Genomic DNA, 14,839 nt, shown 5'->3' on the forward strand with positions numbered 1-14,839 from the left:
CTTCACAAGGCCGGCACAAAACGCAGGCTGCGGCGCAGGGCGAAGGCGCCGTCGCCGGCGAGCCAAAGCGCCACGGAGGCCACTGTCAGGAAGACGGGGTATTCCCAGCCGCCGCCCTGGCTGGTGTGGACCCAGCCGTTACCCAAATGCACCGACGCGGCCACGGCCATGATGGGCGCCAGCGCCAGCGACACCTGGCGGGCATACAGCCCGAGCAGGATGGCCAGGCCGCCCAGCAGTTCCGCAGCGAACACGGGATAGGCCAGCACGCCGGGGAAGCCCACGCTCGCAAAAAACTGCGCCGTTCCCGGCAAGGTGAAAACCAGCCATTTCAACAAGGCGTGGGCCATCCACATCACGCCCAGGCTGATACGAAGCAGGGTCACGCCGTAAGGGGCGGTGTTGTTGGCTTCCGGTTGCAGCATTGCATTGCTCCATTGAGTTGATTGAAGAGAGATTGATGGGACTGATGGAGGTAATGTAGGATTGCAATGAAGCAATGAAAATAGGCACGAGTGCAATCCATGAATGCAGCAACGCAATACAAACTCAGCGCCCCGGATATCGAGGTCGTGCTCGCGCTGGTGCGGGCCAACACCCTGGCCGAAGCCGGTGAGCGGCTCGCGGTGGACGCGTCGACGGTTTTCCGTTCGCTGCAGCGCATCGAGAAGGGTCTGGGCCAGCGTCTGTTCGAACGCTCAAGGACTGGCTACCAGCCACTGGAACTGGCGCAGGTGCTGGCAAGCCACGGCGAGCAACTGGAGGTGCAGCTGGAGTCGGCCCGTTCTGCCGCGCAGGCCAGTCCCGAACAGGTCTCCGGCAGCGTGCGCCTGACCACCACCGATACCGTGCTGCATGGCCTGGTCGCGCCGGCGCTCAAGTTGCTGCAGTCAACCCACCCGCTGCTGGTCTACGAGTTGCACGCGGGAAACGAGTTGGCCAGCCTCACGCGGCGCGATGCCGACATTGCCGTGCGTGCTACCAAGCGGCCGCCGCAGCACCTGGTGGGCAAGCATGTCGGTCCGATCCGGGTGGCGCTGTTTGCCGCAAAAAAAGGCGGCCCCAGGGGCTTCGATGCCGACGTGGCCAGCAAAGTCGACTGGATCGCCCCGGATGACGCCTTGCCGGAGCACCCCTCAGTGGTCTGGCGCAAGAAGCATTTCCCCAAGGTGTCGCCGCGCTATCGGGTCAGCAGCATACTCACCGTCGCGGAAATGGTGGCGCAAGGCATGGGCATCGGGTTGTTGCCGCTTTTTCTTGCGCAAGGCCGGGCCGACCTGGTGGCCTTAACAGGCGCGCTGGATGAGTGTCAGACCGAACTCTGGCTGTTGACGCATACCGAATCGCGGCACCTGCGGCGGGTCTCCACGGTGTTCAGCCATCTGGCTCAACACATGGCGCTGCGCTGAGAGCTACGCGGGCCAATGCTGCTGCGTTTTGCCGTCAGCACCGCGTGGCCTTTCTAGTCGACCACCCTGGCACGCGACAAGGCACGCGAGAGCGCCGACACACTGGTGTACCCAGAGTCTTTGGCGGCCCTCTTCAGCCCCAGCCCTGACTGCACGGCGCGGTGGGCAATCGACAGGCGCACCTGGCCCAAATACTTGCCCGGCGGGTGGCCCATGACTTCGCGAAACCGGGTGGCAAACGAGGTACGGGACATGCCGGCCTGTTTGGCCAGGGTGTCCAGGTTCCAGTCGTTTTGCGGGGCGGCGTGTATGGCCACCAAGGCGGCAGCAATGCGCGGATCGGACAGGCCGTTGAAAAGCCCGCGCGTGCTGCGGGGGTGCGCAATCAGGTGCCGCAGCAGGCCAATCAACAGAATGTCGCCCGCCCGGTCCAGCAGTGCCGGCTGGCCGCAACGCGGCTCCAGAAGCTCGGAAGAGATCAGCTCGATCACATGCCTCAGTGAGGCATCCGCGCCATCCAGCGGCACCACCAGTGGCCGGGCAAATTCGCCCAGCAGCAGGGAGGCCACGGGGCCGTCGAAAAAGGCCTGAGCGCTGGTCAGCGGTTCAAATGCGTTGCCGGACAGCGGCTGCAAGGCGTGCGCGGTGTCGGCGCGGCAAATGACGATGGCGGGCGCGGGGACGGCAACCGGGTCCTGGCCGGGAACGCTCAGGCGCACTCCGCCTTGCGCCACCAGGTGCAGATACAGCAGCTGGCCTGGCGTTGCAGCCAGGCTGAGTGCCGCTGCGCCGGGCACTGGCCGCATCATCTCTACCCGGGGCGCCAGTCCTTCGAGCAAGGCGGAGAGGCGGTCCAGTCGGACGGGAGGGATCATTTTGAACGAATGGCTAACATAAGTGAACTTTTGATTGCAAATCATACTTCATACTGCAGGCATCGGACAAACCCAAAGGGCGCAACTCATCTGGCTGTCGCGCCTGCTCCCGCTGACTTTGGCGTCCGCCATTTGGCCATGTTGGCTGCTACTCCCCAAGGATGACCCCATGAGAACACAGGCCCTGATGCCGCGCTACCCCGTTCCGGCCCTCAATGTCCCGCTGACCACGGAGGGCCGGTTTGTCCTTGGCGCCAGCCCTGGACCCCTTTTTGACCTGGTGGTTTTTTACCGGGGCCTGCATTGCCCGATTTGCGCGAAATACCTGCTGGAGCTAGAACGCCTGGCACCGGAATTCGCGACACGCGGGGTTCAGGTCATCGCCGTCAGCAGCGACGACGAGGAGCGCGGCAAGCAGATGGCCGACAAGGTCAAGGCCAGCGCGGTCAAGTTCGCCTACGGTCTGAGCCTGAAGAGCGCCCGGGAGTGGGGCCTGTACATCAGTGCGTCGCGCGGCAAGACGTCCCTCGGCATTGAAGAGCCCGCCTTGTTCAGCGAGCCCGGGGTCTTCCTGGTCCGGCCGGACGGGACGCTGTATTACGGCGCGGTTCAAACCATGCCGTTTGCCCGCCCGCAGTTTCAGGACCTGCTGGGCGCGGTTGATTTTGCGATTGCCAAGGACTACCCGGCACGCGGTGAATACACGGCGCCCGTCTGATGGACCGATGAGGCGAGTCCGAACCGCCCCGTCAATGCGAACGTCAACGCAAGCGCGTCCGGCCTATCAGCGCGCCGCGAATGGGCTTGACGCCCTGCATCAGCCCCTGATTGCGGCGCTCGCGGAAGCTGACCATCCAGTCCTCGGTCAGCGGCCGGCCCGTGTGGGCTTCGATGGTGGCGGTCTCGTCCTTGACGGCCTTGCCGACGAAGATGCGCATGCATTCCTCGGGGCTGAGCTTCCAGCCCAGCTCTTCCAGCATGTCGCGCAACACGCTGTTGGTGATGGTTTCGCTGTCTACCCGCACGCCATCACAGTCAAACAACACCGCATCAAATTTCAAAGCAAACACCTTTCAACTTCAGGTTGAGTCCCTCCCCGTGTTACCCCATCCCGCCTTTGGGGGAAGGAGCAAGAGGGGCACAGAGGGAACGGATCAGGGCCACGGTGCTGTGACCTGTGTTTTGTCTTGATCACCGCGTATCGCCGTCCACATAGTACCAACGGCCTGCCTCGTGCACGAAGCGGCTGCGCTCGTGCAGACGCACAGCCGGGCTGCCGGGGCTTTTCTGGCGGGCAACGAATTCGACCTCGGCGTGGGTGGCATCCAGCTGGCGGTGTTGCCGCACTTCCAGGCCCAGCCATTTGACGCCCGGATCAAAGTCAATCGATGGCGGCCGCTGGCTGGCGTGCCAGGTGGCCAGCAGGTAGTCGGCTCGTTCCCGCACAAAGGCGCAGTAGCGGGAGCGCATCAGCGACTCGGCATCGGGTGCGGGCGTGCCCGCAAAGTCATCCAGGTAGCGGCCGCAGCATTGGGCAAACGCGAGGGGTTTTCCGGATGCGCCCAGGCGGCCGCAGGGGCAGCCAGCGCCAGGTAGCAGAGCAGCCGGCATCAGCCCTTCCTGGCCTTGCGCTTTTCGCGGTCTTCCAGCGTTTCGGTGGGCGCGCCCTGCTTCACCCACTCGGCGTAACCGCCGTCGATGTGGGCGACGTTGGTCATGCCCATGTCCTGCAGCGTCTTGGCGGCCAGTGCGCTGCGCCAGCCGGCGCCACAGAACAGGATGAACTCCTTGCCCTCATCGGCAAACACGGGCTTGTGGTATGGCGAGGCGGGGTCCACCCAGAACTCGAGCATGCCGCGGGGCGCATGGTAGGCGCCCACCACCGTGCCGCCCGCCAGCTCGCGCACATCGCGGATATCGACGATCTGCACTTTGGGATCGTTGAGTTTTGCCATGGCCTCTTGCACGCTGTAAGTTTTGACCTGCGCCATGGCCTCATCGACCAGGGCACGGAATCCTTTGGTAATGGGCATGTTATGTCTCCTTCGGGGGTTACGGGCTCAGGCAAGGGCCTGCTGAATGATGATTTTCTGCATGTGTAGCCAGAGGTGACTCCCTGCCGTTACCTGCCCCCGTCGACAAGGTTGCCGCCCACGATTCTCCCCCCATTTTGGTGTACTTGCTGGCAACACCATTCGGAGGCAGGAGTGCTAGACTTTGCTGCATGAAAGCCACATTGCAACCCGTTGAACACCTTGGCAAGTTTGAGCGCCTTCAGTTGGTGGAAGACCTGTGGGATGAGTTTGCCGCTGAGACTGCCCCTGAAACCAGAGATGACGTTCTGGACGAACTTGAACGCCGTGCGGTCTGGCGTGACGCCCACCCCGCTCAGGGCAAAAGCCTGGCCCAGATCGCGCAATCGCTTGGCGTGCGTCTGTGACCGCGGGTTATTTTTGAAGCAGCGGCACAAGCCGAAATTGCCGAAACATTCGACTGGTACGAGCAAAAATCCTACGGCCTGGGAGGCTATTTTTTGCGGGTGGTCGCAGCGGCCGAAGAACAGCTGGCACGCAACCCCGAGGCCCTTCCGCCCACAAGAGAACGGTTCCGCCGTATTTTGCTTCGGCGGTTTCCTTATGCCCTGCATTTCGAACTGTTAAGCGACCACAGCGTCTCCGTTCTGGCCTGCCTGCATCACCGTCGCAGCCCGGCCCGCTGGCCAGGCAACTGACTGCCTGCTGCGCCGAGGTCGGAAATATGTCGCGGCACAAGGCGACGAGATGGCTGGATTCCAGCCACGAATTCAGAGAGTCCTGGTCGGTTGATCACTTGCAGAACGCTTCGCATTACTACGGTCCGTCTCGCAAGGTATCAGGCCAAAGCGCGCTGAATGATGATTTTCTGCACGTCCGAGGTACCTTCGTAGATCTGGCAGACCCGCACGTCACGGTAGATGCGTTCCACCGGGAAGTCGCTGACATAACCATAGCCACCCAGTGTCTGGATGGCGGCGCTGCAGACTTCTTCGGCCATCTCGCTGGCGAACAGCTTGGCCATGGCGGCTTCCTTCAGGCAGGGCCGGCCGGCATCGCGCAGGCTGGCGGCGTGCCAGATCAGCTGGCGCGCGGCTTCCAGTTTGGTGGCGCACTCGGCCAGGCGGAAGCCGACCGCCTGGTGGTTGAAGATGGCGGTGCCGAAGCTCTGGCGCTCTTTGGCGTAGCCCAGCGCAAATTCAAACGCGCTGCGTGCCATGCCCACGCTCTGGGCCGCGATACCGATGCGCCCGCCCTCCAGCGCACCCAGGGCAATCCTGTAGCCCTCGCCTTCGGCGCCGATCAGGTTCTCGGCCGGGATGCGGCAGTTGTCGAAGTTGATCTGCGCCGTGTCGCTGGAATGCTGGCCCAGCTTGTCTTCCAGCCGGGCCACCACGTAGCCCGGCGCATCGGTGGGCACGATGAAGGCGCTCATGCCTTTTTTGCCGGCGCCCTTGTCCGTGACGGCAATGACGATGGCCGCGTGGCCGTTCTTGCCGCTGGTAATGAACTGCTTGACGCCGTTGATGACGTAGCCGTCGCCGTCTTTCACGGCGGCGGTCTTGAGCGATGAGGCATCGCTGCCGACATGCGGCTCGGTCAGGCAGAACACGCCCAGCATCTGGCCCTGCGCCAGCGGGGTGAGCCACTGCTTTTTCTGCGCGGCGTTGCCGTAGCGCATCAGGATGGCATTGACCGGGCAGTTGGTCACGCTGATGGCCGTGCTGGTGCCGCCGTCGCCCGCGGCGATTTCTTCCAGCACCAGCGCCAGCGTCACATAGTCGAGGTGGGCGCCGCCAAATTCCTCCGGCACGCAAATGCCGTAGGCGCCGAGTTCGGCCAGGCCCTTGTGCGCTTCCTTCGGGAAATGGTGCTCCTTGTCCCAGCGGGCGGCGTGGGGCCAGAGCTCTTGCTGCGCAAAGGCACGCACGGCGTCGCGGATCAATTCCTGGTCTTGTGTCAACAGCATGTGGTCACCATGATTCGAATGGGCGCCCGTCATAGTCGAGGAACGCGCCTTTGTGTTGGGCCTTCAGCGAGGCAATGGTTTTGCGCAGGGCGGCCACGCTGTCGCTGACCGCCAGCGGCGCACCCGGACCGCCCATATCGGTCCGCACCCAGCCGGGCGACAGCGCCGCCAGAATGGCTTGGGGGTAGTCGTGCTGGGCCGCAACCACGGCCATGTTGAGTGCGGCCTTGCTGACGCGGTAAGTCCAGCCAAAGCTGGAGCCCACCCCGCCGATCCGCCCCATGCCGCTGGTGACGAAGACAAACTTGCCGCCCGCCGCCTCCACCAGCGGCGCGACCTGCGGGATGGCCTGCATCGCCCCCAGCACGTTGGTGTGCAGGGCGCGGTCAAATTCCTCGCGCGTGGGCGGCGTGGTGGCGCCCGCCGTGGTGTAGACGCCCGCCACGTACAGGGCCACGTCAAGTTTCTCACCATCCAGCTGCCAGGCCAGGCCGCTGACACTGGCCGGATCAGTCACATCCACCTTCAAGGCGTGGGCATCGAGCGCGCGCAGCCGCTGCAGGCCGGCATCGTCGCGTGCCGTGGCGATCACGCGGTCGCCGGCCTCGCGGTACTGGCGGACCAGTTCCAGGCCAATCCCGCGGGAAGCGCCTATGACCAGCACCGTGCTCATGCGAAAGATCTCATGTAGAAGCCAGTCCGGGCCACCTCGCGCGGATGCGGCCAGCAGACCTGACGACAAAACATTACATCAGCTCAACCGCCAGCGCCGTGCCTTCTCCGCCGCCGATGCACAGCGTCGCCACGCCTTTTTTCAGGCCGCGGGCTTTCAGCGCATGGATCAGCGTGACGATGATGCGGGCACCGCTGGCGCCAATCGGGTGGCCCAGCGCGCAGGCGCCGCCATTCACATTCACGATGTCGTGGCTGATGCCGAGTTCTTTCATCGCGGCCATGGGCACCACGGCAAAGGCTTCGTTGACTTCCCACAGGTCCACGTCTTTCACGCTCCAGCCGATCTTCTTGAGCAGCTTTTGCACCGCGCCCACCGGTGCGGTGGTGAACCACTCGGGCGCCTGGGCAAAGGTGGCATGGCCGACGATGCGGGCGATGGGTGTGGCGCCCAGCTCTTTGGCGGTGGATTCGCGGGTCAGCACCAGCGCCGCGGCGCCGTCATTGATCGACGAGCTGGATGCGGCGGTGATGGTGCCGTCTTTCTTGAAGGCGGGCCGCAGCGCCGCGATCTTGTCAAGCTTGACCTTGCCCGGACCTTCATCGATGGAAATCACGGTGTCGCCGGCCCGGCCTTTCACGGTGACCGGCGTGATCTCGGCCTTGAAGGCTCCAGACTCCGTGGCCGCCTTGGCGCGCTGCACGCTGGCCACCGCGAAAGCGTCCTGCGCTTCACGGGTGAACTGGTATTTTTCGGCGCACTGCTCGCCAAAGGTGCCCATGGCGCGGCCGGGCTCGTAGGCGTCTTCCAGGCCGTCCAGCATCATGTGGTCAAAGATGCGGTCGTGGCCGATGCGCACACCGCTGCGGCCCTTGAGCAACAAATGCGGTGCGTTGGTCATGCTTTCCATGCCGCCGGCCACCATCACGTCACGGCTGCCCACCATCAGTTGGTCGTGCGCCAGCATGGTGGCTTCCATGCCGGAGCCGCACATCTTGGAAAGCGTCACGGCACCTGCGCTGGCAGGCAGGCCGCCCTTGAAGCCGGCTTGCCGCGCCGGCGCCTGGCCCTGGCCCGCCATCAGGCAGTTGCCGAACAGGACTTCGTCGACTTTTTCAGGCGCGATGCCCGCGCGCTCAATGGCGGCCTTGATGGCTGCGCCGCCGAGGTCGTGTGCGGCGAGCGAACTGAAGTCGCCCTGGAAGCCGCCCATGGGGGTACGGGCGGCGCCGAGAATAACGATGGAATCCGACATGATGTGTGTCCTTTCAGGGTTGAATGAAAACTGTGGTGCTGTTCTTGCCGTGCTTTTTGCGCGCTTGCCAGGCTCTTGCCGCGCTTAGGGGGTCATGCCACTGAGGCCGGTCAGCATCGGCTCGGGCGGAAGGTGGGTCAACAATTCGTGGTCATTCCGGCCGGGGGAATGGCGCCGGGTGAAGCGCTTTTCCCGCTCATAGGGGAAGACGTCGTGCACATGGCCGGCCTGAATGCGGGCCTGGTGGCTTTGCCAGAACTCGGCATCCAGCAAGTCGCCGTGGTGCTTCATGAAAACCTCGCGCACCGCGTCATTGCCGAGCAGGAAGGGGGCGAAGGTTTCGGGAAAGACGTCTTTGGGCCCCACGGAATACCAGACCTCGCCGCTCATTTCCTCTTCATCATTGCGCGGCGCCGGCACCCGGCGGAATTTGCAGTCGGTGATGTATTCAATCTCGTCGTAGTCATAGAACACGACCTTGCCGTGGCGGGTGATGCCGAAGTTCTTCCACAGCATGTCACCCGGAAAGATATTGGCTGCCACCAGGTCCTTGATGGCGTTGCCGTATTCGACAACGGCACGTTCGATCTGGTTTTTTGCAGCGGGCTCGCCGACGCCGGCGTCAAACGCTTCCTGCAGGTAAATGTTCAGCGGAATCATGCGCCGCTCGATGTAGACGTGCTTGATGATCACCTCCGTGTTGCCGTCGCGGTCGCGGTCGCTGATTTCGAGCTGGCTGGGTGCAAACTTTTCAATTTCAGCAATCAGCTCATCATCAAACCGGGCGCGCGGAAAGGCAACTTCACTGTACTCCTGGGTATCAGCCATGCGGCCCACGCGGTCATGCTGCTTGACGAGCAGGTACTTGCCCTTGATCTGCTCGCGGCTGGTGTCTTTTTGCGGCGGATAGTAGTCCTTGATGACCTTGAAGACATAAGGAAACGAGGGCAGGTCGAACACCAGCATCACCATGCCCTTGATGCCGGGCGCAATGCGGAACTTGTCGGTCGAGTGCCGCAGGTGGTGAAGGAAGTCTCGGTAGAACAGCGTCTTGCCCTGCTTGGCCAGGCCGAGCGCGTTGTAGATTTCCGCGCGCGGCATGTGCGGCATCATGCTGCGCAGAAACTGCACATAGGCCGACGGGATGCCCATGTCCACCATGAAGTAGGCACGCGCAAAACTGAACAGGATGAGCAGGTCATCCTCGCCAAACAGTGCGGCGTCTATCACCAGCTTGCCGCTCTTGCTGTGCAATATCGGCAGGGCAAGCGGCACTTCATTAAAGCCGTTGATGATCTTGCCGACGACGTAAGCGCCCTTGTTGCGGAAAAACAGGCCCGACAACACCTGTATCTGGAAATTGGCGCGCAGTTTCACGTCGCTGAGCCGCTCGCTGACGGCCTCCAGCACATAGCCGGCATCGCGCTCCAGGTCTTCAAACTCCAGGCGCAGGTCGAAGTCGCGCACCAGCCGGACGATGATCTCGCGCAGGTTGTCGCGGGTCGGGTAATACGCACGGTAGGTGGGTTGCGCCGTCGGCTCCTCGTTTTCAATGTACTCGGTGCTGACGGCTGGCCGGACGAAGATGAAGTCGTTCTGGAAATAGCTGCGGTGCAGTATTTTGGTGGTGACCGAATTGAAGAAGGTCTCAGCCAGTTCGGGCTGGTGGTGATTGACCAGCAGGCCGATGTAATGCAGCTTGACCTGGTGCCAGACATCCATGGACTGCTCGCCGGCCTTGAACTCACGCTCCAGCCGCGTCGACGCTTCGCGCACGCGCAGGTCGTAAAACTCGATACGCTCGCGCTGGGCGCGTTGCTGGCCATGCCAGTCGGCGGTTTCGAAACGGTGCTTGGCACGCGCCGACTCGGTGCGAAACAGCTGGTAGTGGCGGTTGAACCCGTCCATCATCGCTTTCGCAATGTCGTAGGCGATGGTGGAGTCAAGGCGCTGGGGAAACACGGCGAGTCCTGGTTCTGGCGCTGTCTGGCGTTATCTGACGTTACCGGCTGTTCCAGAGGTCCCAGACGCGGTCCACCGCCTGCCGGTAGCGGGCATCCAGCTCCTCGGGGTCTGAGACGCTCATCTGCAGGTCCTGCAGCAGGCCGTCGTGCACACCGAATGCCCAGCCGTGCACAGTGACGTCCTGGCTGCGGGCCCAGGCGTCCACCATCACGGTGCTGACCGACACGTTCACCACCTGCTCGATCACGTTGATGTCGCACAAGGCATTGGCCCGCACCGCATCGGGCAGGCTGTCGAGCAGCTGGCGGTGCCGGTGGCGCACGTCCTGGATGTGGCGTATCCAGTTGTCGGCCAGGCCAATGCGCGCGCCTTCCAGCGCGGCCTGCACGCCCGAGCAGCCGTAATGACCCACCACCATGATGTCCTTGACCTTGAGCCGCTCCACCGCGAACTGGATCGCGGACAGGGCGTTGAGGTCGGAGTGCACCACGATGTTGGCCACGTTGCGGTGGACAAACACCTCGCCCGGCTCCAGCCCGGTGATCTGGTTGGCCGGCACGCGGCTGTCGGAGCAGCCAATCCACATGTATTTGGGAGTCTGCTGCTTGACCAGGCTGGTGAAAAAGCCCGGCCGTTCGGCTTCCATTTGTGCCGCCCAGGCGCGGTTATGGCTGAAAAGGCTTTCAAGTGATGCTGTCATGGGAACGATCTTAATCAGTTGCAGGCCGGGCGGCCTCACAGGGTCATCCCTTGGCCATTCGTTGCGCCAGGGTACGGGCCTCAGCAGGTTTCGGCAAACAGTTCACGGCCTATCAGCATGCGGCGGATCTCGCTGGTGCCGGCACCGATTTCATAAAGTTTGGCGTCGCGCCAGAGGCGTCCGAGCGGGTAGTCGTTGATGTAGCCGTTGCCGCCAAAAATCTGCACACCCTCGCCGGCCATCCAGGTGGCCTTTTCGGCGCACCAGAGAATGACGGAAGCGCAGTCCTTGCGGACCTGGCGTGCATGCTCCGCGCCCCGCATGTCCAGGTTTTTGGCCACGGTATAGGCGAAGGAGCGCCCGGCCTGCAGCACGGTGTACATGTCGGCGACCTTGCCCTGGATCAGCTGGAATTCGCCAATGCTCTGGCCAAACTGCTTGCGGTCGTGGATGTAGGGCACCACGTTGTCCATCACCGCCTGCATGATGCCCAGCGGTCCGCCCGTCAGCACGGCGCGTTCGTAGTCAAGGCCGCTCATCAGCACCTTGGCGCCGCTATTGAGGCCGCCCAGGATGTTTTGCGCCGGCACTTCGACATTGCTGAACACCAGCTCGCCGGTGTGGCTGCCGCGCATGCCGAGCTTGTCGAGCTTTTGCGCCACCGAAAAGCCCTTCATGCCCTTTTCGATCAGGAAGGCGGTCACGCCGCGGGCGCCCAGCTCAGGCTCGGTTTTCGCGTAGACCACCAGGGTATCGGCGTCGGGGCCGTTGGTGATCCACATCTTGCTGCCGTTGAGCAGGTAGTAGCCGCCATTGTCCTCGGCCTTGAGCTTCATCGAAATCACGTCGCTGCCGGCGCCGGGCTCGCTCATGGCCAGCGCGCCGACGTGCTCGCCGGAAATCAGCTTGGGCAGGTATTTCTGGCGCTGCGCGTCGGTGCCGTTGCGCTTGATCTGGTTGACGCACAGATTGCTGTGCGCCCCATAGGACAGCCCCACGGAGGCGCTGGCCCGGCTGATCTCTTCCATGGCCACCATGTGGGCCAGGTAGCCCATGCCTGCGCCGCCATATTCTTCGCCGACGGTGATGCCGAGCACGCCCAGCGCGCCCATTTTTTGCCACAGGTCCATCGGGAACTGGTCGTTGCGGTCAAGTTCGGCGGCGCGCGGCGCGATTTCGGCTTGCGCAAATTCACGCACGGCGTCACGCAGGGCGTCGGTCTCTTCGCCGAGCTGGAAGTCAAGTCCTGGCAGGTTGGTCATGATGGCGTCTTTCGCGGGAGGTTACAGAGGTAGCCAGGTGCATGGGGGCGACCGGGCTGGTTCTTGCGGGTTGTCAGTAGGTCTTGGGCACGGGAACGAGCGTCTGCTGCATCAGCGCGCAGGCGCTTTCCTTGCCATTGGCGTCGACGTGCACCACGTCGGCGGTGGTCACGATGATGCGCTTGCCGGCCCGGGCGACACGGCCGGTTGCCCGGAGCTCACCATCCCTGAAGGCGGCCAGAAAATTGATCTTGTATTCGACCGTGGTGACTTCGGCCTCGGGAGGCGCCACCGTCAGCGCGGCATAGCCGCCGGCAATGTCTGCCAGCGCGCCCATGGCGCCGCCATGGAAGCCGCCCTGCTGCTGGGTGACACGTTCTGAGTAAGGCAGTGCAATTTCGCACAAGCCGGCCTCCACCCGCAGCAGCCGCGCACCGAGGTGCTGCATCATGCCCTGGCGTAAAAAGCTCGCTTCAATGCGCTGAAAAAGCGCTGACGGCGCGGAAAGTGCGTCCATGGGGAAAGCCTTCTTTCGGGAGTGGAGGGGGTCACGACGTCAATTGACGTTTACGTAAACGTCAATTATGAACCATTTGACCCCACCGCAACAAGCCTCCAGGCAATTGTTGATATTGCTGAAATGGCTGAAAAGGCTGAACTCGTCGATCAACGCAGGAACCGGGGGAACTCAAACCTGGCTGGTTTTGGGTTTGGGTTTGTCTTTGGCCTTGACGGTCTTGTCGAGCAGCGCCTTGGCCTCTTTTTCGTGGGTGCGAATCTCGTCCAGGTTGGCCTGCAGGTCCAGCATCTGCGCTTCGAGCTTCTTGCGGTGCTCGGTCAGCACGGCCAGGAATTTCTTCAGTTGCGGGGCGGTGTCGCGCGGACTGTCATAGGAATCGATGATTTCCTTGGCCTCCACCAGCGACAGGCCCAGCCGCTTGGCGCGCAAGGTGAGCTTGAGCCGGGTGCGGTCGCGCGCCGTGTAAACGCGGTTGCGCCCGCCCGGCCCCATGCGCTGGGGCTGCAACAGCCCCATGTCTTCGTAAAACCGCATGGCGCGGGTGGTCAGGTCAAACTCTTTGGCAAGATCGCTGATGGTGTAAGTCGTGGCCATGATGATTGAGTGGGTACGAACAGGGGCAGGCAAGGACACGGACAAAGGTGACAGCGCCGGGCGGGCGTCATCACTACAATGGCTCCACGTGACGTTTACGTAAACGTCAAATATAGCGCGAATATTACATGAACCTCCTTGAACAGCGGCTCGATTACCCACTGGCGGATACCCTGCCCGAGGCAGGCGAGGCACTTGAGATTGCACCGGGCGTCAAGTGGATACGCATGGCGCTGCCATTCGCGCTGGACCACATCAACCTGTGGCTGCTGCGCGATGAGCTCGATGACCCGCACAACGCGGGCGTAAAAATCCAGGGCTGGAGCGTGGTGGACTGCTGCATCAGCAGGGAAGAGTCCAAGGCGCAATGGGAAGCGATTTTTGCGACCCAGCTTGAAGGCCTGCCCATCCTGCGCGTCATCGTGACCCACATGCATCCGGACCACATAGGCCTGGCGCACTGGCTTTGCCAGCGCTGGTCAACTCCTGCGGGGCCCGCCGACGAGCCGCCTCTAGGCGGGCCCGGCCCCCTCGGGGGGCAGCAACCCGCGCAGCGGCGGAGCGTGGGGGCGCCATGGACTTGTCGCCTGTGGATGAGCGCCACCGACTACCACAGCGCCCGCATCGGCACCCAGAGCACCACCGGTTTTGGCGGAGACAGTGCCGCGCTCTTTTTCACCGCCCACGGGCTGACCGACCCGGAGTCCGTCGAGAAGATCAGGGGCCGCACCGGCTACTACGCCAGCATGGTGCCCGAGGTGCCGGGCAGCTTTCGCCGCCTGGTCGACGGGCAGATGATCCGCATTGGCGGGCGGGACTGGCGCTGCATCAGTGGTTATGGCCATGCGCCGGAGCACATGGCGCTGTACTGTGATTCGACCCGGGTGCTGATCAGTGGCGACATGGTGCTGCCCCGCATCTCGACCAACGTCAGCGTCTACGACATGGAGCCGGAATCAAACCCGCTTGCGCTGTTCCTGCAGTCCATCGACAAATTCCGGCCCCTGCCGCCCGACACGCTGACCCTGCCCTCGCACGGCAAGCCGTTCCGTGGCCTGCACGAGCGTATCCAGCAGTTGCACGACCACCACCGCGACCGGCTGGCCGAGGTGTTGCAGGCCTGTCAGGCCCGGCCCTGCAGCGCAGCCGACATCCTGCCCGTGATGTTCAGGCGAAAGCTGGACCTGCACCAGACCAGTTTTGCCATGGGCGAATCAGTTGCGCACCTGCATGCACTGTGGTTTGAGGGACGGGTGCACCGGCGGATCGATGCCGCCGGCGTCTTCCGCTTTGAAGCCCCATCGCCGCACTGAAACCATAGGCTAAAACCGCAGGCGCGGGGCCGGGACTACGCGGCAAGGCCTCGAGCGGGCGCCCGGGACTTTGCAACACCGGCGCCGCAGGCTCAGCGTTTTGCGCAGGATTTGACCACCCCCAAGACCGCCTGACACTGTGGCCGCTGCCCGCCAACGCGGCCAGCACGCAGGTGTTTCGATCGGCGCGCACGGCGGTTCGCGGTGCCGAACTGGACGCCCCGGCCAGATTATTGTTATCATCGCAGCGCTGGGGCGGCTCGCATGAGTC

Annotated in this window: 17 protein-coding genes and 1 pseudogene; 5 read left to right on the forward strand and 13 right to left on the reverse strand. The window is 63.4% G+C overall.

Annotated elements, in window-relative coordinates; translation table 11 throughout:
• Positions 1 to 2: 2 nt before the first annotated feature.
• Entirely contained in the window at positions 3 to 425 is a 423-nt protein-coding gene (locus BPRO_RS20860; RefSeq protein WP_011485058.1) for a DoxX family protein, read from the reverse strand.
• A 99-nt stretch (positions 426 to 524) separates the two neighbouring features.
• Between BPRO_RS20860 and BPRO_RS20865 the strand changes: the two genes are divergently transcribed.
• A complete protein-coding gene (locus BPRO_RS20865; RefSeq protein WP_011485059.1) occupies positions 525 to 1,409 on the forward strand; it encodes a LysR family transcriptional regulator in 885 nt (294 codons plus the stop codon).
• Positions 1,410 to 1,462: 53 nt separating this feature from the next.
• On the opposite strand, the gene BPRO_RS20870 is transcribed toward BPRO_RS20865, so the two are convergent.
• Entirely contained in the window at positions 1,463 to 2,284 is an 822-nt protein-coding gene (locus tag BPRO_RS20870) for an AraC family transcriptional regulator (protein ID WP_041390104.1), read from the reverse strand.
• 169 nt (positions 2,285 to 2,453) lie between these two features.
• Here BPRO_RS20870 and BPRO_RS20875 point away from each other — a divergent pair, with 169 nt between their 5' ends.
• The gene (locus BPRO_RS20875) at positions 2,454 to 3,002 is read left to right on the forward strand and encodes a peroxiredoxin-like family protein (RefSeq protein WP_011485061.1); all 549 of its coding nucleotides are present in this window, start codon (positions 2,454 to 2,456) and stop codon (positions 3,000 to 3,002) included.
• Between the two features lie 67 nt (positions 3,003 to 3,069).
• Here the strand turns inward: BPRO_RS20875 and BPRO_RS20880 are convergent.
• The 3 genes and pseudogenes from BPRO_RS20880 to BPRO_RS20890 all read right to left on the reverse strand — a co-directional run.
• A pseudogene (locus BPRO_RS20880) lies at positions 3,070 to 3,345 on the reverse strand (HAD family hydrolase); the annotation flags it as partial.
• 130 nt (positions 3,346 to 3,475) lie between these two features.
• Positions 3,476 to 3,895 carry a YchJ family protein gene (locus BPRO_RS20885; RefSeq protein WP_011485063.1) on the reverse strand — a complete coding sequence of 140 codons (420 nt, stop codon included), beginning with the start codon at positions 3,893 to 3,895 and terminating at the stop codon, positions 3,476 to 3,478.
• Positions 3,895 to 4,317: a rhodanese-like domain-containing protein gene (locus tag BPRO_RS20890; RefSeq protein WP_011485064.1), complete on the reverse strand. Its 423-nt coding sequence runs from the start codon at positions 4,315 to 4,317 to the stop codon at positions 3,895 to 3,897. Before BPRO_RS20890 ends, BPRO_RS20885 begins: the two co-directional genes overlap by 1 nt.
• A gap of 191 nt (positions 4,318 to 4,508) precedes the next feature.
• Between BPRO_RS20890 and BPRO_RS20895 the strand changes: the two genes are divergently transcribed.
• Together BPRO_RS20895 and BPRO_RS30940 are read left to right on the forward strand one after the other, a co-directional pair.
• Complete coding sequence (locus BPRO_RS20895; RefSeq protein WP_041388989.1) at positions 4,509 to 4,724, forward strand: addiction module protein; 216 nt, start codon at positions 4,509 to 4,511, stop codon at positions 4,722 to 4,724.
• A gap of 36 nt (positions 4,725 to 4,760) precedes the next feature.
• Positions 4,761 to 5,015 (forward strand): hypothetical protein, encoded by a 255-nt coding sequence (locus BPRO_RS30940; protein WP_369794716.1) that lies wholly within the window; start codon positions 4,761 to 4,763, stop codon positions 5,013 to 5,015.
• A gap of 140 nt (positions 5,016 to 5,155) precedes the next feature.
• Here the strand turns inward: BPRO_RS30940 and BPRO_RS20900 are convergent, their stop codons facing one another.
• From BPRO_RS20900 to BPRO_RS20935, 8 genes are all read right to left on the reverse strand, one after another.
• Entirely contained in the window at positions 5,156 to 6,286 is a 1,131-nt protein-coding gene (locus BPRO_RS20900; protein WP_011485066.1) for an acyl-CoA dehydrogenase family protein, read from the reverse strand.
• A 4-nt stretch (positions 6,287 to 6,290) separates the two neighbouring features.
• On the reverse strand, positions 6,291 to 6,959 hold the full coding sequence (locus BPRO_RS20905; protein ID WP_011485067.1) for an SDR family oxidoreductase: 669 nt from the start codon (positions 6,957 to 6,959) through the stop codon (positions 6,291 to 6,293).
• Between the two features lie 73 nt (positions 6,960 to 7,032).
• Positions 7,033 to 8,214, reverse strand: a complete 1,182-nt coding sequence (locus tag BPRO_RS20910) for an acetyl-CoA C-acyltransferase (RefSeq protein WP_011485068.1) — start codon at positions 8,212 to 8,214, stop codon at positions 7,033 to 7,035.
• Between the two features lie 84 nt (positions 8,215 to 8,298).
• Positions 8,299 to 10,176 (reverse strand): bifunctional isocitrate dehydrogenase kinase/phosphatase, encoded by a 1,878-nt coding sequence (aceK, locus tag BPRO_RS20915; protein WP_011485069.1) that lies wholly within the window; start codon positions 10,174 to 10,176, stop codon positions 8,299 to 8,301.
• A gap of 40 nt (positions 10,177 to 10,216) precedes the next feature.
• On the reverse strand, positions 10,217 to 10,879 hold the full coding sequence (gene can, locus BPRO_RS20920; protein ID WP_041388990.1) for a carbonate dehydratase: 663 nt from the start codon (positions 10,877 to 10,879) through the stop codon (positions 10,217 to 10,219).
• Between the two features lie 80 nt (positions 10,880 to 10,959).
• A complete protein-coding gene (locus BPRO_RS20925; protein WP_011485071.1) occupies positions 10,960 to 12,141 on the reverse strand; it encodes an isovaleryl-CoA dehydrogenase in 1,182 nt (393 codons plus the stop codon).
• 73 nt (positions 12,142 to 12,214) lie between these two features.
• Positions 12,215 to 12,658 (reverse strand): PaaI family thioesterase, encoded by a 444-nt coding sequence (locus BPRO_RS20930; RefSeq protein WP_041388991.1) that lies wholly within the window; start codon positions 12,656 to 12,658, stop codon positions 12,215 to 12,217.
• Between the two features lie 171 nt (positions 12,659 to 12,829).
• Positions 12,830 to 13,255: a MerR family transcriptional regulator gene (locus BPRO_RS20935; protein ID WP_011485073.1), complete on the reverse strand. Its 426-nt coding sequence runs from the start codon at positions 13,253 to 13,255 to the stop codon at positions 12,830 to 12,832.
• Between the two features lie 128 nt (positions 13,256 to 13,383).
• Between BPRO_RS20935 and BPRO_RS20940 the strand changes: the two genes are divergently transcribed.
• On the forward strand, positions 13,384 to 14,568 hold the full coding sequence (locus tag BPRO_RS20940) for an MBL fold metallo-hydrolase (RefSeq protein ID WP_011485074.1): 1,185 nt from the start codon (positions 13,384 to 13,386) through the stop codon (positions 14,566 to 14,568).
• Positions 14,569 to 14,839: the final 271 nt, after the last annotated feature.

It is taken from the genome of Polaromonas sp. JS666 (assembly GCF_000013865.1).
Lineage (GTDB): Bacteria > Pseudomonadota > Gammaproteobacteria > Burkholderiales > Burkholderiaceae_C > Polaromonas.

Bases quoted from the DNA above. Each gene is read 5' to 3' on its own strand.
- BPRO_RS20860 (WP_011485058.1), bottom strand. From the start codon at position 425: ATGCTGCAACCGGAAGCCAACAACACCGCCCCTTACGGCGTGACCCTG.
- BPRO_RS20865 (WP_011485059.1), top strand. From the start codon at position 525: ATGAATGCAGCAACGCAATACAAACTCAGCGCCCCGGATATCGAGGTC.
- BPRO_RS20870 (WP_041390104.1), bottom strand. From the start codon at position 2,284: ATGATCCCTCCCGTCCGACTGGACCGCCTCTCCGCCTTGCTCGAAGGA.
- BPRO_RS20875 (WP_011485061.1), top strand. From the start codon at position 2,454: ATGAGAACACAGGCCCTGATGCCGCGCTACCCCGTTCCGGCCCTCAAT.
- BPRO_RS20885 (WP_011485063.1), bottom strand. From the start codon at position 3,895: ATGCCGGCTGCTCTGCTACCTGGCGCTGGCTGCCCCTGCGGCCGCCTG.
- BPRO_RS20890 (WP_011485064.1), bottom strand. From the start codon at position 4,317: ATGCCCATTACCAAAGGATTCCGTGCCCTGGTCGATGAGGCCATGGCG.
- BPRO_RS20895 (WP_041388989.1), top strand. From the start codon at position 4,509: ATGAAAGCCACATTGCAACCCGTTGAACACCTTGGCAAGTTTGAGCGC.
- BPRO_RS20900 (WP_011485066.1), bottom strand. From the start codon at position 6,286: ATGCTGTTGACACAAGACCAGGAATTGATCCGCGACGCCGTGCGTGCC.
- BPRO_RS20905 (WP_011485067.1), bottom strand. From the start codon at position 6,959: ATGAGCACGGTGCTGGTCATAGGCGCTTCCCGCGGGATTGGCCTGGAA.
- BPRO_RS20910 (WP_011485068.1), bottom strand. From the start codon at position 8,214: ATGTCGGATTCCATCGTTATTCTCGGCGCCGCCCGTACCCCCATGGGC.
- can (WP_041388990.1), bottom strand. From the start codon at position 10,879: ATGACAGCATCACTTGAAAGCCTTTTCAGCCATAACCGCGCCTGGGCG.
- BPRO_RS20925 (WP_011485071.1), bottom strand. From the start codon at position 12,141: ATGACCAACCTGCCAGGACTTGACTTCCAGCTCGGCGAAGAGACCGAC.
- BPRO_RS20930 (WP_041388991.1), bottom strand. From the start codon at position 12,658: ATGGACGCACTTTCCGCGCCGTCAGCGCTTTTTCAGCGCATTGAAGCG.
- BPRO_RS20935 (WP_011485073.1), bottom strand. From the start codon at position 13,255: ATGGCCACGACTTACACCATCAGCGATCTTGCCAAAGAGTTTGACCTG.
- BPRO_RS20940 (WP_011485074.1), top strand. From the start codon at position 13,384: ATGAACCTCCTTGAACAGCGGCTCGATTACCCACTGGCGGATACCCTG.